This is a genomic window from Streptomyces anulatus, assembly GCF_014650675.1.
GTDB lineage: Bacteria > Actinomycetota > Actinomycetes > Streptomycetales > Streptomycetaceae > Streptomyces > Streptomyces anulatus.
Map to the genome: position 1 here is coordinate 13,280 of NZ_BMVK01000012.1, position 22,836 is coordinate 36,115.

A 22,836-nucleotide genomic window follows, 5' to 3' on the forward strand; every position below is an offset into this window, starting at 1 on the left:
GGCCGGCGAGGTCACCGGCACTGCGGTCGAGGTGGCGGCCGAAGGGGGTGGCCACGACGCCGAGGATGAGTGCTTCACGGTTCATGACACGACCCGGTTTCGACGGGTGCATAGTCCCAGTCGTTCAATCTGAATCTGAACAGCGATCGCGGTGCCGGACTCACGGTCAACAGCATGAAGGCCGTGAAGGACACGTGCCGCCCGTCGAGGGCGGTGGCCGCGGTCGATCTGCCCCGGCGGGTTCTGAGGGCCGACAGGGTCTGATGTGGGATCTGAGCGGTGACACGGGAATCCGGCCGAAGAGACCGTACGTCGTGGACGACGGTGAGGACCAGGGGAAGCTGTTCTTCCGCCACAACGTCATCGAGCTGGGTAACATGGTCATGCTCATCCAGCCCCGCGTGTCCGATCTAACGTGCACGTGGCACAGCGACGCGTCCTACACGGACACGTCCGGTACGCACACACAGCGTATTCCGGGCACGGGCACCTTCACCACGGAAGCCGTACCGGAGAGTCCCCTTCTTACTTCGGGAACGTCATCGGCCGGAGGTGGGGTGCTTGGGTGATGTGGTCCGGGAGAACTGCCCGGCCGCAGAAGATCTTGAGCAGTTTCCTCCCGGCTGGCTCGTTGAGCAGGCGCAAACATAAATGCGTCCCTTGCCCGGCCCGTGCCTAACTGCCTGTATGGCGGAACTAGCTGCTCATCGCGGGTGACCGGGTTGTCCGGGCCCTGCGGTAGGGGACGGCCGAACTAACATGAGCAGTGCCTCGTCCCGGCAGTTCCCCTGCTGGGGCAAGGCGTTGTTGTGCTTGTGCCGCGAGTCAGTAGCGGGCGGCGATGTGGTCGATGTTGGTGATCTCGGCTTCGAGGTCGTGGGCGCGGGTGCCGCAGGTCCGACTGGCAACCCCGGGCGCATCTGTCCAGCACTCGGAGTTGCCAACCGTCGGTGGAACCGGGCAAGTCGGGGCGCCGCGGCTTCCCGCCGATCGGCGGGAAGCCGCTGAACAGCCTCGCCGTGCATTCCAGAATTCTGGAATGCACGGCGGTCTGCCGTCCGTGTCCTGGCCGTGGTGCGGGGTGGTGGAGACCGGTGCCCGGGCGGCGGCCATGAAGGGGTGTCAGATGGGGTCGGTCGGCGGGGCCGGTTCTTCAGGCGTGGGGGCGAGGTCGGCGCTGGCCAGGGTGACCGCGAGCGCGAGGGGGGGTACGACGGCAGGCAGAGTTCGGCCGCCGTGCTCGGGTCGGTCGCGGCGGTGGTGCAGGCCTCGCTCAGGGCAGGCAGTCCGGTCACCACCACGACGTCGATCGTCGCGCCCAGGCTCTCGTCGATCGCGAGCTCGCCTTCGGCCGCGAGTTCGTGCACGAGGGCGACGGCCTGCTCCGGGTCGTCCAGCGAGCGGGCGGCGACCTGGTCGCTCGAGCTCGCCACGTCCATCCGGCGCCTTGGTCCGTGGTCGGCAGCGGCACCGGGCCCCGGCCCGGTGCCGTCCGGTGCGGCCCGGTGAACGGCGTCGTGTGCTTCGGCCAGCGCGCACCGGGCCGGGAACGTCCGCCGGGCCGTCGTCCCCTCCCTGGTCACGGCGGCCGGCCACCGGGCACCGTCCTCGGTCACGGCCAGGTCCAGGTCAGCAGGAGTTGGGGCGGACATGCCGACCCGGATGCACTACAGCACTGAGGTCCTTACCGCCTCCTGGTCCGGCGGGGCGGCGGCGACCGGCCCGTAAACGTCCCCCGCCGCTGGCGCGCACGCGCCGATCAGCCGGGCGGGACGACTGCGTCGGCGGGCAGGCGGTTAGAGGGCGGGGTGCGCGGGTGTCATGGTCACCTGCGAACTATTCCCCGCTGCGGCCACCGGGCGGGCGTTTCCGGCCTGCGACGGGGCGTCAGTCTCCCGGGCGTTGCTGGTGATGCCGAACTTCCGGCGAGCAGGGGGCCCAGGGGCGGGCCTGCTTCGACAGGGGTGTGGTGTTCCGGATGTGCGTGAGGGGTCTGGGCGGGTCCGAGGGCGCGTAGTCGGCGGCCGTCGTCGGTGTCGGGGATCTCGATCCGGTCGGGGTTCACGGAGGTGAGCCGGGTGATGAATTCGCCGGGGTCGTGGCCTCGCAGGTGTGCGACGTGCACGCCGTACTGGGCTTTGTGGAGCGGCTGAGAGGTATCGAGGGCGGTGCTGTTGGCGAAAGGGATGTTCGGCATGCCGAGGAGCATGTCGCTCCCCGCATCTGTCTCTCCGCCCTGCGGACCACGAACGTGTCGCACCTGGCGGCACACGCCTGGGGCGGGAGAGCCGTGCCGCGTCCGGCTAGTACTCCAGTGCGACTTCGTGATCTAGGTGTCCGAGTGGCTGGTGAGTCGTCGCCGGTAGTGGGCGCGTCTGGCCGGTGCCTGGTGGAGTCTGCGCCAGATTGACCAGGCCAGAAGGCGGTGCGGAGGTGTGGTCGATAGTCTGAAGAGCCTGCCGATGAGGTGACGGATCTCCGGGATGGTCAGGTCGATCGGATCGCTGCTGCGGACCGGACGGTTCGGGTCGGTGCTCCGGTCGGGCGCCGCGCTGACAGCGACGGCGGCGAGGAAGGCCAGCGCGAGCATCGCCAGGGTGATGTGGCGGTGCCAGGAGGTCCAGTGGCGGACCTGATAGTGGTCCAGGCCGACCTGGCCTTTTGCGGCTTGGAAGCACTCTTCTATGCACCACCTGGTCCCGGCGACGCGCACCAGCGCGGACAGGGCCACCTCGCCTGGTGACCAGCACAGGTAGAAGGCGAGTTCGTCGGTTAAGGGTTGCGGCGGATCAGCAGGCACCGGTTCTTGTCGGCTCCGGTCTGTCCCCATGCCCAGTCGTAGTGGCGCGGGCCCTTCGCTCCGGCGCCGGCGCTCTGCCGGTACCAGGCGTCCTGGGGCAGTGAGGCGGCCAGGGTGTCGGCCTGGAGCACTGTGCGGTTCTCGTTGATCCGTACATTGGTGGTGCAGGCGACCGCCAGGACGTAGCCGATCCCGCGTGCCTCCAGGACGGAGCGAAGCTGTGGGTCCTGGCCGTGGACCTCGTCGCCGGTCACCCACGAGGAGGTGTACCCGGCATCCAGGGCCGCTTCGATTCATCTGCAGTGCCAGGCGGGGCTTGGTGGCGAACTCCACCTGCTCGGGGACCCCGGAGCCCGGCCGGCGATCGGGATCCCGGCACCAGGTGTGCTTGGGGAGGTAGAGCCGACGGTCGATCAGTGCCCGTCCTCGCGGCGATGCGTAGGCGAGGAAGACGCCGACCTGGGCATTCTCGATCCGACCGGCAGTGCCGGTGTTCTGTCGCTGCACGCCCGCCGAACGCAGGCCCTTCTTCAAGAACCCCGTCTCGTCCACGATCAGCACACCATCACCGCCGAGGTGGTCCAGCATGTAGGACCGGACCTCGTCGGCATCCCAGCGTGCGCTTCGAAGCAACCTCTGCATCGCACCGGGGCGGTCATGGCCTGCCTGCTCGGCCAGCTGCCAGCAGTTCTTCCGTTCGACACCGGACAGCAGTCCGAGGACGAACGCCGTTGCCGTCGACCTCGGTTCCACTCGGCGGAACCGGCCCGCGATGCGGGCCATCGACTGGTCGAACATCGCCCACCAGCGGGCAGGGTCAACGCTATGGCCCGCGGCCATCGCACCATCTTCAGAAGTCCACACAACCTCTGATGATCACGCGGTGGCCGCTTCCGTATCGGCCCCTGCCGCCAACTGGTGCCAGGCATGAATGCATCCGTCTGCGCAGAACCGCTCGCGGCGGCGCTTGTCCGCCACTCCCAGCAGCGCGACCAGCAGCCGAAACGCCTTCACGCGCTCGTCCTGCGGCAGATTGATGATCTCTGTCAGCTGCCCGGCCAACTGCCCGCGCGTGATCAGCACCGCCGGGGTGTGGGTCGGCCGGATACCGGCGATCCGCACGCTCTCGGGCCCGTCCTCCACCGTCGCCCGCGCCTGGATGCAATGTCCGCCCAGATCCCGAAGGACCTCGAACTGGTCCTGACCGCGCAGGGCTTCGAACCACTCGACACCCTGCCCGATCGGGCGCAGGCCCTGCGCGAGCTCGTTCAACATGACCGTGCGCTCGTCCATCCGCCAACCTCCGCTATCCGGCTGAGGCCCATAGCCCCCGAAGGCCATCGAATCAGATCGCGAAGTATGACTGGAGTACTAGGCCGCCCCAGCATTTGGCGGCCTCTGTGCGCCGTGCGGAGGCTGCGCGGGTCCGGCTCGTATCCGGATCCGGGTGCCCTTGCTCGTGGCAGCCCACGCAGATCAGGAAAACGGGCAGACCTCCGGTGTCAGGCTGGCCGCCGGGCACCGTAGACGACACATGCCGTGGCGCCTACGAGGCCCGCACCGCGCATCACGCAGAGCCGAGGTGTGCTCGGTATCTCCTTTGTGTCCATGGCGACTTGATCTGTTCTGGCGGCCGACTGACCCGTATGCTACGCGCATAGATTTGGTGCGGACATGTCATTTGCTCGCTGTCCTTCCTCTCGTACGGCGTGGCCGCGCGTTCCACCCAGCTTTCTCTCCTGTCGGTCTGTCAGGCCCCTCCGGTCCAGAAGGGACACCACCCATGCTCTCCAAGCTGTCCGTGAGAACCACCGTCGCCGCCCTCGCCGCCATCGGCCTGCTCGCCACCGCGCCCTCGGCGACCGCGGCCTTCCGCGACTCGGCCGCAACATCTGCCGGGGCCCCGGCAACCGGTGTCCCGTCGCCTTCCGCCGGTGTCACCGTGAAGATGCCGTCCGCGGTGGCCAACCGCCTGGGCGCCGGTCGAGAGGCACTGGTAGACGCCGTCTCCGCAGACGTCCTCTCCCGGTCCCACGACGCCGAGGGACTCGCCCCGAAGGCCGCCGTCAGCAAACTCGCCGGTGAGGGCCGCAAGGTGGTCGTCGATGTCCGTACCGTCTCGGCCGACTGGGCTCGTGGCGTCGCGTACGTCGAAGCGACCCGTGCCCAACACGGCGAGCCGGAGGGCTGGCTCTACATCGCTCACCGCAAGGACGGGCAATGGATCTCGGGTCTCGAGGGCGGCCGCGAATTCGCCGATCACGTAGCCAGGTCTCCGCTGGTCGGGAAGGCGGAGCGGCGGACCATGACGGCGTACGCTCAGCGCAAGGCGACTCCGCAGCAGGCGACGCCGTCGGTGGGGACCACGGCTGCCAACACCAATGGATTGCTGCTGCCCTGGATGCCCGACTACTACATGACTCTCACCGGTGGGGCGCACTCCCACACCGGCTCTACGGGCTACTGGAGCAGCCTCGACTTCGCGGGAGGCAACGCCAGCGGGCGGGTCCGCTCGTCCCGGGAGGGAACGGCGACCTCGATGTGCGGTGCCGGAGGCGGCTGGACCAGAGTGATCCACCCCGGCGGCTTCTCGACGGACTACTACCACATGTGGAACACCACCTACTACAACGGAACATCGATCGCCCGCAGCGCCCTGCTCGGCACTATCGGCACCGACACCTGTGCCGGCGGGGCCGCGACCGGAGCCCACGTGCACTGGAGCCTGCGGACGTACGACGCCAACTACAACGGCCAGTACACCTGGCTCAACGGCCGCACCATCGGCGGCTGGGCCTGGTGGAACGGCTCCGGCCAGTACACCGGGTGCGCCACCCGCTCGGGTGTCACCGCCTGCCCCGGCACAGCGATCTACAACCGCACCAGCTGATCACCGCCCGGTGACTCTGCACCGGACCGAGCCCGGGGGCCGCAACCGCGTCGAACGCTGAGCAGCGCCACTCAACTGTTCCGAATGCCGCGGCGGGCGGCTGGAGCAGCATGGCGTGGAGGAGCGGATCGTCGGCCAGGCGGGGGCGCAGGTCTCCGGGGGTGGTCCAGCCCCACCACTCGTACAGGGGTGTGGACCTTGCGGTGGGATCTGGTCGACGAGGAGGGTGGCACGCTCCTCGCGGCGGGGCAGCGCGGAGTGGAGGTGGCGAGCGGCGCCACATCTTCCGCCACGGGGTGCGGACCATCAGCTCGGAGAGCGCCTATCTGCTCCACCCCGGGGTCGTAGGTGCAGCCGTCGGCGGTTTCGCGCAGTCGGCGATGTAGGCGGTGGCGACGGTCAGCAGGGCGCCGCCGCCGATCGCGGTGAAGTGCGCGTCGAGCCGGCCGATGGTCGTGGTGATGCGGTCGGCGTCCGTCATGGTGAGGCGCCCGCGCACCGGGGTCGCCTCGATGCGGAGCGCAAGGGTGAGGGTCGCGGCGGTGGACGCGGTCAGGAATGCGCGGCACTTCACGGGTTCCTCCTGCCTTGACCGCACCGGGGCGGGAGGGGCGGGCAGGCGGCTGGAGCGGCTGCTTGCCCGCACGAATCCCGTGGCCCCGGGCGGCCGGTGGGAAAGCTCGGCGAGAGGCAGAGGTGGCGGTCGGTCGGCCACCATACGGTCATACGGTTGCCGGAGATCCAGCGCCGCGCTTCCCGGTCGTGGCCGCGCCGGGGCGTCCGAAGATGCGTCCGGAGGTCCGGTTGACTTTGTCGGGCAGGGACCGGTGGGTGTAGCCGTACTCGCGCAGCAGCACCGTGCGGATGGGGTGTTGGTCGGTGTGTCCTGTACGCGCCCCGGGCCGGTCGCGATCGCCGAGTCCAGGTCCGGCCGCTCCGCACCGCAATGCCCGCCGCCCGCTTCGGCCGGCCCGGCCGTAGTCGGCCCAGCAGGTTCACGGCAGGATCCGCCTATGGAGAACGAGCTGTTGATCGCGCTGATCAGCGCGGGCAGTGCCCTCACCGGCGCTCTGATCGGCGGTGCCGCTGCTGTGGTCGGAGCGTCAAAGGCGGCCCGCGGAGCCTATCTCGGATCGCTCGACGTCACGCGCCGTACGGCACAACGGGAGGTGTACGCCGAGCTCCTGAGAGCCGCTCATGCTTACGAGGCGGGCACCGGGGCGGTTCTGGAGAGCGCGGGCTTCCTGCTTGAGGATCTGTTCAACGAGCTGGAAGGTCTCCCGCCCCGGCACAGCGGCTCTGAGCGGTCTGACTTTCGACGGGCGATCTCGTCCGCGGCCGAGCCTCAGCCGGTGGCGGCCGCAGCGCGTCAGGTCGAGCTGGAGGGGCCCTCCCGCGTCGCAGCGGCGGCTCGGGCAGTTCAGGCTGCGGCCGGGCAACTGGCCGCCACGCTCAACGGTATCGAGGACGGTTTCGAGGATCCCGGCGCATGCGTGCGTCCCCCCACGCCGACGGATCGCCCCCGGGAACACTTCGAGGCCCTCAAGTCAGCTATCAGCACGTTCGCCGACATCGCGCGCAAACACCTCAACCACCGCTAGTACACAGACGGCCGGTGGAAGCCCATCCGCACTGCTCCCGATCCCAGGAGTGGCTGGAGACATGGATGCGGGTCCCCGGAGGGAGGGCGTCGTGGTGAAGGGGCTCCAGCTGCCGTACTCGCCGGATGACGGCCTCTCCCCCGCCGCCGCCGGCAGCTCGCCTGCCGGCTCGCCCCGCCGGTCGGGGCACGCACCCGTGGGAGGGAGCCGGCTCTCGGTCCCAGGAGCCGATGGCCGCTAGGACGGAGGGGCTGCCCTGTTGTGAGCGAGACGTCTTCTCGCCTAGGCGGTTAAGCTGGACGGTTCGGGGGGGGCGGCTTCGCCGGGGGTGCCTTGCCGGCGAACGCCTTCGGGGTCGGAGTCGCGGGCGTGGTCGCGGGCAGGAGGAAGAACACCCTGCGTCGGTAGAGGCCGCTGTCCGGGTCGGCCTCGGTATCCGCGCCGAGCTCGATGCGGCCGATCATCCTGCCGTCGCGGGCGTAGTGGGGTTCGTTCTTGCGGCGTGGGGTCTTGTCGAGGGCCTGGCGGGCGTTGTCGGGGTGTTCGGGTCTTCGAGCCACACCACGTTCGCTTCGTGGGTGAGGTCGCTGTCGGTCAGTGGCGAGCCCGTGACCGCGCCCCTCCTTCGTCGGCGTGCACCGGGTGGAGGGTGGTGCCTGCGTGGTGTATCTGTTCCCTGCGACGGTGCGGGGCAGTCGTGCTCGTGGCCTCGGGGGCTCCGGCTTCTGGGCGCGGGCCGGGGTTCGGACCCGGGCTGGAAGTGGTGAAGCGTCCACTCATCGCAGAACGGGCGGTGAATCCCTCGGGCGGTTCATCGACCGCAGGGATGGCATGCCCGTGTTGCGCGCCGGGCCTCTGTCGGTTGGCTCATTCCGCTCTTCGGCTCCGGCCGACCGCCAGTCGTGCCCGTGCCCGTGTTCGTGTCAGCGCGGTCGCTGATGCAAGGGTTCAGGTGCCGTCCGCCCGGGTGAGTGCTGGGCCGCCCGGCCCGGGTGTCTGGGTGCGCGCGATACTTCTGGCTTGCGGGCCAGGGGATCTGTCTCGATGCCCGAGGTGCTGCGGTGGGCAATCCGTCTGCTCGTCTCCGGGGCGTGGTCCGGAACTGCCGGGAGGTGCTGCGGTACGAGGGTGCTGCGGTTTACGGAACCTGTCCGGGCTCGTGTCTGGAAGCGGTTGATGCCGTGTGCCGGGCCATGGGCGCGGCGGACGAGGGGGGCTTGCCGGCAAGGGGATGGCCGCCGGGGTCGGGCGGGCCTTCTCTGTCGGCGGGCCGGGGGCGGAGCCCGGCGTCGGGGTGCGCGCGGCACCGGGGCCGCCGGCGGCCCTCGTGCTTCGGTTCACCGGGGGAAGAAAAGGCTGGAGCTGTGGCCCGGTCAGTAGGAGACGTCGAAGTAGTCGATGTCGGTGAGGGCGACTTCGAGGCCCGCGGCGCGGTGTCCGCCGTCCTTGAAGTACACCTCCTGCAGTCCTTCGGCGATGATGTTCCGCATCTGCTGGTCGGTGGCACCGTGCTGTTGTGCGTCGAACAGGCGGTGGGCGTAGGCCGGGGGGAGGTGGACGGTCAGCCGGCGCATCCGGCCGTCGTCGGTGGTGCCGATCGGCGCGGTGTAGCCGAAACGGGCCCGGGTCTCGACGGTGATGCCGGTTGCCGTGGCGGCCTGCTTCCGGTGGCGCCTTCGGACCTTCGGCTGCCAGCGGGCGCGTACGGCAGCATCGATGCGGTCGGCGATTGGTTTGGGCGGGTGCCGGCGCTCTCCGGTTCGGTAGCGCTCCACCGAGCGCTGGCTGACACCGAGTTCGGCGGCAACGGCCTTGGTGGTCTTCAGTCTCCCGACCAGGAAGTTGATACGGGCCTTGAGGTTCTTGGGCGGCTGGCGGGTGAACACGTCCTGGTCGGCCCGCTGGATGGCGTCCTCGATCTCTCCCACTGGTCAGCTCCCGTCCGTGAACGCGCTGTGGCCGTAGCGCTGGGGGATCATTCGGGCGCCGGCAGCCGGGGCGAGGTCCACGACCAGGCGTTCACCCACACCGGAGGCCGTGGTGGCGTCGGGTGAGAGGTAGCCGAGGGTGCGCAGTTCACCGACCGCTTTCCGGAAGGCGTCGCGTCCCTCGGCGGCCAGGCGATCGTCGCGGGTGAGGGAGACCAGCTCGCTGACCGTGGGCCCCTGGCCTGGGGTGTAGCCGGTGGTGAGTTCGGCCAGGATGCCGCGGGCGCGCCAGGTCAGGCGCATGTCCCGCATCGCCCGTGCGAAGAGCGCCGGGTCATGGGCGGGTGCGGTGGTGGGAACGGGCCACTGCGGGACGGTGGTGGTCGTGGTCGTGTCGGGGGTGTTCATCGGGTACGGCTCCTTCGGGTGCGGTTCGGTGCCCGCGCCGGGGCGGGGCGGGGACGGTCCGGGGCGGGGGACGGCCTGGTGCGGGACGGTCCGGGGCGGTGTCGGTGGTCGCGGTCCTATTCGCCGTCGTCGAAGACGGCGTCGCCGCCCTTGATGTGCCGGGCCGGGTTGAGGCCCTGCTCCATCAGGTCGACCGCCCACAGCATCGGCCGGACGCCTTCCGGCTTCGCCATGCCCGGCGTGGGACCGAGCCGGAAGCCGCCGGGCTGGGGCCTGCCGGACGCCGCGTACGGCAGGAAATCCAGCGGGCTGTCGCCGGGGCTCGGGTAGACGACGCAGTCGGAGAGCACGGCGAGCGGGTACAGGCCCGTCATCCTGACCATGTTGTTGAGTTTGCGATGCATGTTGACCCGGGCCTTGCTGATGACGGCGGCCCGGATGTCGGGGCGCCAGGTCGGGCGCTCCAGGGCCGGCCACCGGTCGCCGTCCCTGTAGTTCCTGCCCTGCGGGCGCTCTCTGAACTTGCCGACGCCGCCCTTCACGGTCGCCTTGATGGCGGCCAGCACGGCGGTCAGGACCGGGTCGGTCCGCTGGTGCTGCTCCATCGCGGTGAGGAAGGCCCGGTCGTCCAGGTCCCGGGTGACGCCGAGGTCGGCGAGAGTGTCCACGTAGGCGTTCTTGAGGCGGTCGTGCCACGGGTCCAGGTACGCGCCGGTCTCGCGGCGCAGGTACGCCTCGATCGGGTGCACGTCGTAGCCGAGTTCCTGGGCGTAGGCGACGGTGTGCGTCTGGTACCAGGCAGGTCCCGTCGGCCGGGTACCGTCCGGCGTGAAGGGGCTTGGCAGGCGGGGGTCCAGCTCCATGTGGGAGAGGTCGGCCAGCCAGCTCCCGGGGATCTTCGGGTTGAACTTCGGGCCCAGGAAGTGGTCGGGGGCGGACAGGCCGACGACCAGGCGGGCCGCGGCGGCGAGGAACGCGGTGTTCAGGTCCAGGCCGACCGCGTGGGGGAGCAAGCACTCCTCATCGGTGAGCAGTTCCACCGGACGCACCCACTGGTACGCCTCCTCGTTCAGGAACCCGCCCGTCCAGCCGGAGTTCATGACGACGGGGTGCTCCGGGGTGGCCTCCGGCGGTGCCGGATCCATCGGCTCCGTCCCCAGACTGCCGGGGTTGTGGCAGGACACCCAGTTCCCGGTCCCGGGGTCCCGCTCCGGCTTCGTCGGCGGGCGTAGCGCGGTCATCAGCTCGAGACCGGACACGGCGGTGGAGCCGCGCGGGGTGATGACCCGCTGGGCGTAGATGCCGAGAACGCGGGCGATGTCGGCCGGCTCCATCTCGCTCACGCCGGGCCAGGACCGCTCGTCGAGGGCGTCCCACGACAGGATCGCCAGCTGCACGCACTGCCGGTCGCGGCCCTGGGCCTTGCGGTAGACCCTGGCCCAGGGGCCGAAACCGCGCTGGGTGAGCCGCCACTTCGCACGTCCCACTTGCTCGACCACGGGGTGGTCTTCCGGCAGGCGCAGGGAGCGGCGCTGCTCGCGGCCCTCCAGGCGTTCGGGCAGCCCGAGCTTCACGGCGGCCGCGGCGGTGAGAACGATCAGCGGGTCGCTGTTCTTGCCGTAGCGGTTGAGTTTCGGCGCACCGAGCCCGGACTCGCGCAGTGTCCATTCCACCAGTTCCACCACGGTGGCCGCCGGGCAGTCGAGCACGATGCCGTCGGTGCCGTACGCGGAGCCGTCGCCGTCCAGCACGGCGAGCGGCCCGTGCGGGAAGCGTGGGTCCGGGTCGGGCGCGGTGGCCTTCCTCGCCGCCGGCTGCCGCGACGATGTCGCCGGGCGCGTGACCGGACGGGCGGCACGCCGGGGAGCAGCCTGCACAGGCGGGACCTGGACGGGCGGGGCGGCCGCCGGTGCGGCGGCCTCGGGTGCGATGGCCGCCGGTGTGGCCGGGCCGGTGAAGGCGGCCGGCGCCTCTGGCTGCGGCACGGCGACCGGCACCTCGGCAGCGTCCCGAGCCGGGGCGGGGTCCCGAGCCGGAGCCCCGGCGCGGGCCGGGGCGGGGTACTTCGCCGCCCAACCCTGCAGCAGCCGCTGATACGCCTCCAGGCGCGGGGACTTCGGCTCCGAGCGGCCGTTCTCGTAGTTCTTCACCGTCTGCGTCGTGGTCTTCAGCGCGGTCGCGAGGCGGGCCTGCGTGATACCGGCGGCCTCCCGCAACCGGGCGCGTTCCACCGGAGGCGGGAGCTGTGGCTCCTCCTCCAGCAAGGCGTCGATGTTCGCGAACAGCTCTTCCTCGGTTGCCATACGGCTCCACCTCCGCCCCGAACGCTAACAGCTCCCACCAACCTTATTTAACTCATCATTTAACCCACCCGGATCAATGTGAGCGGGGCGGGGCCGAGCAGGAGAACCGTGCTCACAGCACTCACCGGTGCATCCACCAGAAGAAGGCCGAACCCGGCACCAGGAACAACGACCGACCTGAACACCGAAACGACCACCAGCCCGGAAGGAGCGGCATGGGCCGCCTGCCCTGCCGGTACGCTGCCGGGGTGGCGGAGCACAGCGAGCAGGACGGGCGACGGCCGGCGAACGACGGGCCGAAGGCCGCCGCACGTAACCGGGCCGCCCTGGTCGCCGCCGCCCGGGAGGTCTTCGCGGAGCACGGTCTGGAGGCGCCGCTCTCCGCGATCGCGCGCAGGGCCGGGGTCGGGCAGGGCGTTCTCTACCGGCACTTCCCCGACCGGAGTACCGCGGTGGCCGCCGTTCTCGAGGAGAACGTGCGGCAGATCGAACAGGCCGCCGAAGACCAGGACGCCACCTTCGACGCAGTGCTCGGTGTCCTGACATGGCACCTCGCGGAGTCGGCGGCCTTCATCGGTCTTCTCCACGCCGACCGGGCCGGCGCCCGTCCGGGTATCCGCGCGCATGCCCTCGCCCTGTCCGAACGGGTCGAGCGTGCTCTGCGCACACACCTGCCCCACGGTCACCGGCTGAGCGCGCAGGACAACCTCGCACTCTCCGTCGCCATGGTCTCCGCCGCCGTCACCGGCCCCACCCGCGAGGAGCGCGAGCACCGGGCGCTGGCCGCCTGGCGGCTGCTCGGCGTCGAGGTGGGACCCGTACGGGCCTTCGGCGCCTGAGCCGCAGGCCCGTGGCCGTCAGCCGCCGTTCGACTGCCGGGTGCCTTCCGCGACGGCGTCGAAGGAGTAGAGGTAGCCGCCCGCGGGACCGCTGACGGTCATGTACGCCTTGGTGCCGCCCGGTGTGATGGCCACGTTCGTCGCCGACTCCAGGCCTTCGGCCCGCGAGGGAAGCTCCACCGTCGCCAGCCGCTCACCGTGCCGGTCGTACACGGCCATGGCCGCCCGGCCGTGCAGCCCCTGGTAGAGGTTGCCGTCCGCGTCCACGGCGATCGAGTCGGTCTGGGCGAGTCCGCCGTCCACGCGGATGGCGGTGTGCCGGGACGTCACCCCGCCCTGCCCGTCGAGGCGCAGGTAGGAGATCCGGTTCTCGGTGAGCTCGCTGAACCACAGCCCTCGGTAGTCCGCGTCGAAGGAGACCCCGTTCGGCGCGGCCAGATCCCCGGCCAGAACGGTGGCCTCGCCGCCCTCCCGGTCGATCCGCACCACACGCCCGTGGGCCTTGCCCTCGGACAGGCCGCGGGAGTCGCTGATGTACAGGTTGCCCTCCCGGTCGAAGGCGATGTCGTCGGGGTTCATCCGGGCTCCGTCGACCTCGCCGGAGAAGAAGGTCCGCACATCGCCGCCGCCGGGGGCCAGAGTCACAATCTCGCCGTGTGCGAAGTCGCTGAGGTAGAGCCGTCCGTCGTACGGGCTGAACTGCGCCGACGTATAGGCCCCTGTGCCGTCGGTGTGGACCGCCCGGGACGTCTTCCTCGCCACGTCGACGCGTATCACTTTGGGCTTGCCCTCGGGTGCGGTGACGTCGACGACGAACAGGCCGCCGTCCTCCCCGAACACGGGCCCCTCCAGCAAGGTCATCCCGGTCTCACCGTGCACCTGGGTCAGCTGCATCACCTTCTGCGCCCGGATGGTCCTGCCCCCGAAGTCCGACGCCGCCTCTCCCCGGGGCGCGGCGCTCTGCGTGCCGCAGCCGGTGAGAAACAGCATGCCGATAGTGGCTAGCGCGGAAAATGACCGGGCCGAAAGTCGCTGCATGGGAGATCACTCTTCCTGTCCAGTGGGCGGATTTCGCGGGCGGGGAGTACGCGGCCTGCGAGGAGGGGCGAAGGCCCGTGGCCGAATGTCGTCGTCCCGCCCGATCCTCAACCGGACAGTGTTGTCCGGTAGTTGCTACCGTAGCGGACGGCCGCCCGACCGGGGCCGCCCCACCGTGCGGATCGAGGACCCCCCACATGACGACTCCTCAGACACCGGCCCCCCACGAGCTCGCCGCGCTGAGGCGGCGCTACCGGCTCGAGCGCGAACGGCGTGTGCGTCCCGACGGAGCCGCCCAGTACCGCGACGCGGACGCCGAGTTCGGCTACTACGCCGCGGACCCGTACACGGAAGGACCCACCGGGCGCGACCCGCTCCGCGACACCGTCGACGTCGCCGTGATAGGCGGCGGATTCGGCGGCATCCTCACCGGGGCGCACCTGCGCCGGCAGGGTGTCGACAGCGTCCGGATCATCGAGAAGGGCGGTGACTTCGGAGGCACTTGGTACTGGAACCGGTACCCGGGCGTCCACTGCGACGTCGAGTCCCACGTATACCTGCCGATGCTCGACGAGACCGGCTACGTACCGGAGTGGAAGTACGCCCCCGGTGACGAGATCCGCCGCCACGCGGTGCGGATCGCGCGGAAGTTCGACCTGTACGCGGATGCGCTGTTCTCCACCGGGGTCACCGCACTGACCTGGGAGGAGGAATCCGAGACATGGACCGTGACCACGGATCGCGGTGACGCCTTCCGGGCCGCCTACGTCGTCAACGCCACCGGCACCCTCACCGATCCGAAGCTGCCCGGGATCCCCGGCATCGAGGACTTCGCCGGCCACACGTTCCACACCTCGCGGTGGGACTACGCCTACACCGGCGGCACCCCCAAGGGCGGCATGACCGGCCTCGCGGACAAGCGGGTGGGCGTCGTCGGCACCGGGGCCACCGGCATCCAGGTCATCCCGATGCTGGCCGAGGACGCCGCACACCTCTACGTCTTCCAGCGCACCCCCTCCACCGTGGACGTACGCGACAACCGCCGCACCACCGCCCGGGACGTGGGCGCCGACCGCGAGGAATGGGCCCGGGAGCGACGGGAGAACTACCTCCGCATCGTCTCCGGCGAGAGCGCCGAGCAGGATCTCGTGGCGGACCGGTGGACCGCGTCCGCGGGCCTGCTGGAGAAGCTCCTGCCGAGCTTCCGCCGACAGGGCGACCGGCAGGCCTTCGAAGCCGCCTACGAGGCCGCCGACGCCGCCAAGATGAACGAGCTCCGCGCCCGCGTCGAACAGACGGTCACCGACCCGGGGACGGCGGAGAAGCTCAAGCCCTGGTACCGCTACGCGTGCAAACGCCCGACCTTCTCCGACCAGTACTACCCGGCGTTCAACCGCGACAACGTCACCCTCGTCGACACCGCGGACACCCACGGCATCGAGCGCATCACGGAAAACGGCGTCACGGCCGGCAGCACCACGTACGAACTCGACTGCCTGATCTTCGCCACCGGGTTCAACGTCGGGACCTCCGGCATCCACTCGGGCAAACTCCCCGTCCACGGCCGGGGCGGCGTCCAGCTGCTGCACAGGTGGGCGCGGCAGGGCCCGCGCACCCTCCACGGCTTCACGAGCAACGGCTTCCCCAACCTCATACAGATGGGGCCCCTCCAGAACGCCAGCAGCGTCAACTTCACCCACATCCTCGACGAGCAGGCCATCCACGCCGCCGCCCTCATCGCAGCCGCGGAAGCCGCCGGCGCCCTCATCGAACCCTCGCCCGAGGCCGAGGACGCCTGGATCGCCGTCCTGGCCGAGGGCGCGCCCGACCACGAGTGGTTCCACGCCGAGTGCACCCCCGGCTACTACAACCGTGAAGGGCGCGGCCGGCCCAACGGACCCATCGCCTACCCGCACGGAGCCGTCGCCTTCCACGAGCTCCTCGAACGCTGGCGCGACGAGTCCATGGGAGAAGTCCTCCGGAACAGGACCGTCCCCCGCACCTGACGGGCCTGCCCCGCCCACCCCCCCTCCCCCAACCCTCAGCACTCGCAGTGCCGGAAGGAACGAGCCATGAACGCACCTGTATCCGAGCCGGACATCGCCACGCGCACCCCTCGGAGCGTGATCGTCACCGGAGCCGCGTCCGGGATCGGCCGTGCCGCCGCCCTCGCCTTCGCCGCAGGGGGCGACCGCGTCCTGGCCGCCGACCTCGACGCGGCAGGCGTCGAGGAGACCGTGCGAAGGATCAGCGCCGCCGGGGGCACCGCACTGGCGATCGTCGGGGATCTGGCCGAGCAACGGGTGGTGGACGCCGTCGTGGACCGCGCGGTCGCGGAGTTCGGCCGGGTCGACGTCCTGGTCAACAACGCGGGAATCATGGACCGCATGTCGGCGGCGCACGAGACCGACGACGACGAGTGGAACCGGGTGTTGCGCACCGACCTCACCGCTCCCTTCCTCCTCACCCGCGCCGTACTCCCCCACATGCTGACCGCCGGCGCCGGATCTCTGGTCTTCACCGGCTCCGAGGCCGGCCTGCGCGGCGGCGCCGCCGGAGCCGCGTACACCGCCGCCAAGCACGGGATCACCGGCCTGGTGAAGAACCTGGCGGTGATGTACCGCGAGCAGGGCATCCGGGCCAACATGATCGCGCCCGGCCCCACCGCGACCGGCATGGGCGTCGACAGCCGCCCCGACGCGCACGGCCCGTCCGTCATCACGGGCCTCATCGGCGCGAACATCGGCCGCATCGGCTCGGCGGACGAACAGGCCGCCGCCATCGTCTGGCTCGCCTCCGGTGCGGCCTCCTTCGTCAACGGCGCCGTCCTGCCCGTGGACGACGGCTGGTCAGCCGTCTGACCCGGCAGGGCGAGCGGAACGCGCAGCACGTCACGGGCTGGCCGCGTCGGGCCGATTCACGCGCCGCGCGTCAAACGGCTCACCCGGCCGGGCCGGAGCGCACCCGGCGCGGCACGGGCGGGCCGCGCCGGGGACGGGAGTCCTCGGCGCGGCCCGGGTGCTCAGGGCAGGAGCTCCACGTACCCGTCGGTTCCGTGCACGCGGATCCGCTGCCCGTCCCGGATCAGCCGGGTGGCCCGGTCCACACCCACCACGGCCGGCAGGCCGTACTCCCGGGCGATCACCGCGCCATGGGTCATCAGGCCGCCGACCTCCGTCACCAGGCCCGCGATTCCGACGAACAGCGGCGACCAGCTGGGGTCCGTGAAGACCGTGACCAGGATGTCGCCCGCTTCGAGATCGGCCTCCTCCATGTCGAGAACGACACGGGCCCTTCCCTCGACGGTCCCGGCGGACACCGGCAGACCCGTCAGCGCACCGGCCGGCACGTCGTCGCGCCGGTACGCACCGCTCAGAGCCTCGCCGTCCGACGTGAGGACCCGGGGCGGGGTGAGCGCCCGGTACGACCGGAACGCCTCCTTGCGCCGCTGGATGAGCTGCTCGTCCACCCTGTTCGACCGTACGGCCTCGTGGAGTTCCTGGAACGTCAGGTAGAACGCGTCCTCCTTCTCGGGAAGCACGTTCTCCCGCACGAGCCGCTCGGCCTCCGCCAGCAGGGCCTGCTTGTAGACCAAGTAGCGGCTGACAATGCCGTACTTCGGGTACTCCCGGTATCCGATGAAGGTTCTGACGCGGTCGATCATCCGCCGGGTCTCGTCGGCCTTCCGGTCCCCGTCCGGCAGGGTCCGCAGCCGCGACAGCACGTCCTGTTCCTTCTGCAGGGCCTTCCGCCGGCCCTGCTCGAAGCGCCGCTCGGCGGCACCCGGCCCGAAGTTCCGCACGTTGTCGAGGATCACGGGAACGAGCGTGGTGGGGCGCTCACGCCACCGTGGCCTGGTGATGTCGATCTCACCGACACAGCGCATGCCGTACCGGTCCAGGTAGGCCTCGATCGCAGCGCGCGCCTCGCCCCCGCCCGCGGTCTTCGCCAGCTCGTCCAGGAAAGTCGCGTCATCGAGGTGCTCGGCGTCCCGCAGGAAGGCCAGCACCTCCGGCAGCGGGCGGATCACGTCCGCCACGTCGAGCAGCGCCAGCCCCATCTCCGACGTGATGTTGTCCGGGGCCGACAGCGTCAGCGTGTCCGCGGCGTTCTTCTCGCCCAGCCACTGCCACAGCTTGTCGTTGAGCCACCACGTGGCGTCCATCCCCGCCATGATCGCCTGCATGCTCAGCGGATCGCCCAGTACCCGCTTGTGCTCCTCGAAGGCCTCCAGCAGGAAGGCGAACAGCGCCGGGCCCTCCTTCGCCCGGATGTCCCGTTCCAGAGCGGCGATGGACGTCCGGCTGCGCTCGATCAGTTCGGTGACGACGGCCGGATCGGTCTCGATCGGGGCGGGCGCACCCGTGGGCGGCGGGCCGTCGGGAGCCGCGTCCGGGATGGAGGGGACGAAGCCGCCCTGTCCGAGGACGGTCTCCAGGGCGTCCCTGACCAGCGGATCCCCCTTCCCCAGGACGTCCAGGAGACCGTCACGGCTCGCGGGTGACGCCAGCCGCCGGGTGACATCGACGAACAGCCGCCCACCCGCCTCGAGCATCGGCACCATGGCCGTCAGCTGCCACATGGAGTACCCGAGGGGCTTCATGGCGTCGGTCATCATCTGCTGGTGGCCGACGGAGACGTAGACGTGGTTCTCCGAGTCGCCGTCCGCCCGGACGGGGAGGGGGAAGAGGGTGGTGATCGGCCGGCTCTGGACGATCCGGAAACCGTCGTCGACCAGACACCACTCGATGTCCTGCGGGCAGCCGAAATGCGCTTCGATCCGGCGGCCCAGACCCACGAGGCGGACAGCCTGCTCATCCGTCAGCGCCGGCCGCTCCCGCTGCCGCACGTCGACAGCCACTTCCCGCGTACCGCCGGCGGGCAGGGCATGTACGGCGCGCTCCTTTGCCGCGATGGTCCTGGCGACGACTTCGCCGTCCCGGACCGTGAAGACGTCCGGGTTCACCAGTCCGGAGACCAGGGCCTCGCCCAGGCCGAAGCCCGCGTCCACGGTGGCGACCTTCCGGTTGCCGGTGACCGGGTCGGCCGTGAACAGGATGCCGGACGCGTCCGGGAAGACCATCCGCTGCACGACCACAGCCATGTCGACCGTACGGTGGTCGATGCCGTTCCGCTGCCGGTAGACGACGGCCCGCTCGGTGAACATCGATGCCCAGCACCGGCTGATGTGCTGAAGGACCGCGGTCGGCCCCAGCACGTTCAGATACGTGTCCTGCTGGCCGGCGAAGGAAGCGGTCGGCAGGTCCTCCGCCGTCGCGCTGGACCGGACCGCGTACGCGCCCTGCTCACCGAACCGGCCGAGCGCGCGGGTGACCGCCGCCGTGACGTCGCCCGGGACGGCGACCTCCTCGATGGTGCGGCGCATGCGTGCGCTGAGCGTGCGGATCGCCTCCCGGTCCTGCGGGTCCAGGCGCGACAGCTCATCGAGCCGATCGTCGAGCGACGGGACTTCCGCCATGGCCCGCCGGAACGCGTCCGTCGTCACGCAGAAGCCGTCCGGCACGCGGACGCCCTCGATCCGCGACAGTCCGCCCAGGTGTGCGCCCTTGCCGCCGACGACCGCGACTCGCCTCTCGTCGACCTCTTGGAGGTCCAACACGTACCGGTCCGTCATCGCGACACCTCCAGAGCGGTCGTGTTCCGTTGCACCGCGGCGGCCGATCGGATCACCGGCGCCCCGCCCTCCGTAGAACCTCTTGTCGGACACGTACTCATTCCTGGTTGTCTTCCCTCTGACGAATGGACCGGCGGATCCTCCCGACCGGCCGGCGCACGTCGTGCCACCGTTCCGCAGGTGGTGGCATCGACCCGAGGATTCTGCGCCGTCACCCGGGTCTTGCCGCAAGCCCCCCGGTGAGCTATAAGTTGAGAGCGGCAAGGAGAGGTCTCTCTCCTTGCCTTTGTTTTTGCCTCTGCGCACCGCTCCTGCTGTACGCATGTGGTTCCTCCCGTGCCGCGCGGCGCCCTCGTGAGGTCAGGCGGCGCGATTCACATGGCGGACCAGCCACATCAGCAGGGCGTCCAGGTCGGCGGCGGCCGAGAGGACCCGCTCGACCGCCTCGCGGGTGTGCAGCCACTCCTCGCAGCCGAGCGGGCGGGCCGCGATCAGCGAACGATGGCGCAGCAGATCCGCACGGGAGTGGTCCGCCGGATAGCCACGCGGAGGGCGTTTCATCAGGTCACCGGAGATGTCATAGCCCTTCTCCCGCACGGCCTCGACGACGGCGGACAGTTCGCGGCCGCTTCCCTCCGAGGCCACGGCTCTGCGGAACATGTCCACCTGGCCGGGGTCGGGGTACCACCACGCACCCTGGATCCGCAGACCGTCCAGGTCGAACCGGAGACCGATCTCGACCTTGCGGCCGAGCCGGATCACCGCGCCCTGGTGCTGCCACCACCACGAGTCGGTGCGGTAGTGCCAGACGGAGAAGTCCTCGTACCGGGCGTCGCTGTCCGCCACCTCGTTGAGCAGGGCGATCATCGGTTGCCGGACCAGTCGTTCGCGGTCCGCGCGGCAGCGCTCACGGGCCGCGTGGGCCGGTTCGCCCTGGAGCTGCCACAACACGTCCATGGCCTGCTCCGGCCAGCCGGTGAACCCTCCACGCATGCGCGCAGAATAACCCACCCATGACCGGCGCGCGGAGAGTGAGACGGTCAGGAATACCCGCGCTGCAATGACACACCGCAACGGTGACAGGTGCCGTTCCAGCAGCGGATCAGAAAACACATGGGATCGGCGGCCCGCAGACTGCGAAAATACGCCTGTTTCCCAGACGGAGGGCAATTGTTCGTTTTCAAGTGCGCTGGCTGCGGCGCCGAGTTGACCACCCCGCTGACCCAGGTCTCACTGCCGGTCCACACCCGTCAGCAGTACGGGAACGGGACCCAGCTACCGGTACTCATGGAATCCGGGACGTTCGCCGTGGACCCGGACCCCTGGGGCGGACCGTGGCGGACATGGGACGAGATCGATCCCGGCGAAGCGGAGGCACGCGGTATCTACGCACCGGTCCACGCCCTGCCCGACAGCACGACCGGAGCGAGTGTCATCGCGCCCGGTGATATCCGTGGAACGCGGCTGATCCCTGAGAAGCGTGGCGATGCCTGCTGCGGCCTCGACGGAGCCGACGGGCCCAACATGGCCTGCGAGGCATGCGACCTCCCCGTAGCAACCAGGATCGACGACTGCTCGCTCTGGCAGGCGGTGCGGCTCAGCTCGGACACCGTGCACCGCGTCCCCGTCGGCGGTACCCACGTTGCGCCCCTCTCCTGGGCGGAGCTGGCAGCGAAGGGGGAGAAGGCGCCCCCGTTCGAGCCGATCGCCACGTGGGGAGGACGGCTGGGGTCGAACCACTACTGGTCGTGGAGCCCGCAGTGGGAGGCGGCAGCCGGCCACGCGCTCGCCCACCTTCTGGTTGCCTCCCAAGGGCAGCCGGTAAAGGTCCCGGGCGGTCTGACCTCGGACGTGTTCCAACGCACGCTCGACGCCCTGTTGCCGCCGGGTCCCCCGAAGCGGCGAGCCGTTCTGGCCGGACCGGGACAGCCCTCCCCGGACGCGGGCATCGACATCCTCCTCGTACCGGTTCATCCCCGGACAGGTCAGGCCTGGGCACCCGCCGGCCGGACTGCGGCTGCGTCGGCATACCTGGTGCCCCTGCCGCTGGGGGTGTGGCTGTGGCTGGTCGCTCCCCAGCCGTACTTGCCGGTTCCCGCATCGGGCCGCATCCCCCAGGACGTACTCCGCGACGACCCGCTCCCGCTGCTCCCCCACTACCTGTTCCGGGCCGACCGGAGAACGTTCCAGCACACCTTGGTCCGGCTGCCGGCCGTGCGCGACCCATGGCTGCGCACGATCCTCGAGACCCTCATGGGGGACACCTCGGACGACCTTTTCCGGCCGCGCTCCTCCACGTGATCCGAGCCGCCGGTGCGGATCGGTGACCGGGGCCCGCGACGGTCGGTCGGTCAGCGGAATGGTGTTGACGCTGCGTGGAAGCGGGTCCGTACGGAGGGGCGCGGGCGCGTCGGGAACGCTTCGGCGATCTCTCTCGTTCGGCTCTCCGGCCCACTACCGCTGACCATGAATCCGAGGGACCGCCTTGCCCGATGCTTCCACTGCCGACGCCGTGCACCCGCTCCCGTCGCCCGCCGATCAGGCGGAGCGCCTGATCGGGCTCGGGGTGCACGAGATCGCGGGGATTCCCGCCGAGGACATCCGCGCGTTCGCGGGAACGGCCGACCGGGACCGCGATGTTCTGCTCGCCGTCCATCCGGACCGCGCCCCCGCCTCCGCCCTCGCACCGCTGCTCCTGCGTGACGGCAAGCCCGGCTTCGTCGTCGTCGACATGCCCGACGTCGACCTGTTCGCCCCCACGGCGGTCGAACTTCCCGACGCGCCTCTCTATTTCGTCGCCGGGCCGGACCGCGGCGACCACATGGCCAATTGGAGCCCGGAGGAGGCGTTGCCCGCCCTCACCGAGGACGGGCGTACCCCGTTGGTGCTCACCGAAGGAGTCCACTGGGTGCTGCAGCAGCCCGCGGTGCTGGAGCGGAACCTCTGCTTCATGACCATCGGGTCCCGACTGCGGAAGGCGAACGGCGCCTTGGACGCGCGCACCCCGGCGATCTGGATCAGCAACGGCACCGGGCGGGACGGCCGGGAGCGGCGCAACGCCCCCAAGGTCGGCTGGTGCTGGTGGGGCAACCGCCACACCTGGCTGGGATTCGCCTCCGCCTCGGGCCGCGAGGGCCAGTAGCACGCACGCGTTCGCCCTGCCCCTGACGCTTCGCCCGGCAACGCCGGGCACGGCGCGCGCACCTGAGCCGGGTCCGCCGACAAGGTGCGGACGAGGGGCGGGCGAGGGGCGCCGACGAAGCGGGCCGTGCAGGCCCGTTTCATCGGCGCGTGCGATCACAAACACCCCGCCGGAGGGCACAGCCGGGGCTCTTCCTTTGCTGACGGAGTACCAAATGCCTTGTACACCAAGGGGTTTGGGTACTTTGCATCA

General features: G+C 70.5%; 16 protein-coding genes and 1 pseudogene. 7 read left to right on the top strand and 10 right to left on the bottom strand.

All coding sequences use genetic code 11. From position 1 onward, the window contains the following. Positions 1 to 2,329: 2,329 nt before the first annotated feature. Both IE272_RS26190 and IE272_RS26195 read right to left on the bottom strand, forming a co-directional pair. Positions 2,330 to 3,640: an IS701 family transposase gene (locus IE272_RS26190; protein WP_444544792.1), complete on the bottom strand. Its 1,311-nt coding sequence runs from the start codon at positions 3,638 to 3,640 to the stop codon at positions 2,330 to 2,332. Positions 3,641 to 3,676: 36 nt separating this feature from the next. Continuing rightward, positions 3,677 to 4,093 (bottom strand): DUF5958 family protein, encoded by a 417-nt coding sequence (locus IE272_RS26195; protein WP_190008268.1) that lies wholly within the window; start codon positions 4,091 to 4,093, stop codon positions 3,677 to 3,679. 490 nt (positions 4,094 to 4,583) lie between these two features. Here IE272_RS26195 and IE272_RS26200 point away from each other — a divergent pair, with 490 nt between their 5' ends. Beyond that, complete coding sequence (locus IE272_RS26200; protein WP_190008270.1) at positions 4,584 to 5,690, top strand: M23 family metallopeptidase; 1,107 nt, start codon at positions 4,584 to 4,586, stop codon at positions 5,688 to 5,690. Between the two features lie 322 nt (positions 5,691 to 6,012). Here the strand turns inward: IE272_RS26200 and IE272_RS26205 are convergent, their stop codons facing one another. After that, the gene (locus IE272_RS26205; protein WP_229897676.1) at positions 6,013 to 6,264 is read right to left on the bottom strand and encodes a hypothetical protein; all 252 of its coding nucleotides are present in this window, start codon (positions 6,262 to 6,264) and stop codon (positions 6,013 to 6,015) included. 439 nt (positions 6,265 to 6,703) lie between these two features. Here IE272_RS26205 and IE272_RS26210 point away from each other — a divergent pair, with 439 nt between their 5' ends. Continuing rightward, positions 6,704 to 7,291, top strand: a complete 588-nt coding sequence (locus IE272_RS26210) for a hypothetical protein (protein WP_190008272.1) — start codon at positions 6,704 to 6,706, stop codon at positions 7,289 to 7,291. 253 nt (positions 7,292 to 7,544) lie between these two features. Here the strand turns inward: IE272_RS26210 and IE272_RS26215 are convergent. The 4 genes and pseudogenes from IE272_RS26215 to tap all read right to left on the bottom strand — a co-directional run. Then, a pseudogene (locus tag IE272_RS26215) lies at positions 7,545 to 7,889 on the bottom strand (DUF6009 family protein); the annotation flags it as partial. 775 nt (positions 7,890 to 8,664) lie between these two features. Further along, positions 8,665 to 9,219 carry a telomere-protecting terminal protein Tpg gene (gene tpg, locus IE272_RS26220; RefSeq protein ID WP_050363023.1) on the bottom strand — a complete coding sequence of 185 codons (555 nt, stop codon included), beginning with the start codon at positions 9,217 to 9,219 and terminating at the stop codon, positions 8,665 to 8,667. A gap of 3 nt (positions 9,220 to 9,222) precedes the next feature. Next, positions 9,223 to 9,627, bottom strand: a complete 405-nt coding sequence (locus IE272_RS26225; RefSeq protein ID WP_056708595.1) for a hypothetical protein — start codon at positions 9,625 to 9,627, stop codon at positions 9,223 to 9,225. Positions 9,628 to 9,743: 116 nt separating this feature from the next. Next, a complete protein-coding gene (gene tap / locus IE272_RS26230) occupies positions 9,744 to 11,930 on the bottom strand; it encodes a telomere-associated protein Tap (RefSeq protein ID WP_190008274.1) in 2,187 nt (728 codons plus the stop codon). Between the two features lie 248 nt (positions 11,931 to 12,178). Between tap and IE272_RS26235 the strand changes: the two genes are divergently transcribed. Then, the gene (locus tag IE272_RS26235) at positions 12,179 to 12,769 is read left to right on the top strand and encodes a TetR/AcrR family transcriptional regulator (RefSeq protein WP_050363218.1); all 591 of its coding nucleotides are present in this window, start codon (positions 12,179 to 12,181) and stop codon (positions 12,767 to 12,769) included. A gap of 18 nt (positions 12,770 to 12,787) precedes the next feature. Here IE272_RS26235 and IE272_RS26240 read toward each other — a convergent pair whose 3' ends face one another. Beyond that, on the bottom strand, positions 12,788 to 13,807 hold the full coding sequence (locus IE272_RS26240; RefSeq protein ID WP_190008277.1) for an SMP-30/gluconolactonase/LRE family protein: 1,020 nt from the start codon (positions 13,805 to 13,807) through the stop codon (positions 12,788 to 12,790). 197 nt (positions 13,808 to 14,004) lie between these two features. On the opposite strand from IE272_RS26240, the gene IE272_RS26245 reads away from it, so the two are divergent. Next, positions 14,005 to 15,813, top strand: a complete 1,809-nt coding sequence (locus IE272_RS26245; protein WP_190008279.1) for a flavin-containing monooxygenase — start codon at positions 14,005 to 14,007, stop codon at positions 15,811 to 15,813. 66 nt (positions 15,814 to 15,879) lie between these two features. Continuing rightward, positions 15,880 to 16,668 (top strand): SDR family NAD(P)-dependent oxidoreductase, encoded by a 789-nt coding sequence (locus IE272_RS26250; protein WP_190008281.1) that lies wholly within the window; start codon positions 15,880 to 15,882, stop codon positions 16,666 to 16,668. Positions 16,669 to 16,829: 161 nt separating this feature from the next. Here the strand turns inward: IE272_RS26250 and rph are convergent, their stop codons facing one another. Further along, positions 16,830 to 19,442, bottom strand: a complete 2,613-nt coding sequence (gene rph, locus IE272_RS26255; protein ID WP_190008283.1) for a rifamycin-inactivating phosphotransferase — start codon at positions 19,440 to 19,442, stop codon at positions 16,830 to 16,832. Between the two features lie 360 nt (positions 19,443 to 19,802). Beyond that, positions 19,803 to 20,435 carry a DUF2461 family protein gene (locus IE272_RS26260; RefSeq protein ID WP_229897679.1) on the bottom strand — a complete coding sequence of 211 codons (633 nt, stop codon included), beginning with the start codon at positions 20,433 to 20,435 and terminating at the stop codon, positions 19,803 to 19,805. A 177-nt stretch (positions 20,436 to 20,612) separates the two neighbouring features. On the opposite strand from IE272_RS26260, the gene IE272_RS26265 reads away from it, so the two are divergent. Both IE272_RS26265 and IE272_RS26270 read left to right on the top strand, forming a co-directional pair. Then, a complete protein-coding gene (locus tag IE272_RS26265) occupies positions 20,613 to 21,743 on the top strand; it encodes a hypothetical protein (protein ID WP_050363031.1) in 1,131 nt (376 codons plus the stop codon). A 184-nt stretch (positions 21,744 to 21,927) separates the two neighbouring features. Next, positions 21,928 to 22,584 (top strand): DUF5701 family protein, encoded by a 657-nt coding sequence (locus IE272_RS26270; RefSeq protein ID WP_190008285.1) that lies wholly within the window; start codon positions 21,928 to 21,930, stop codon positions 22,582 to 22,584. The last annotated feature ends 252 nt before the right edge of the window (positions 22,585 to 22,836 follow it).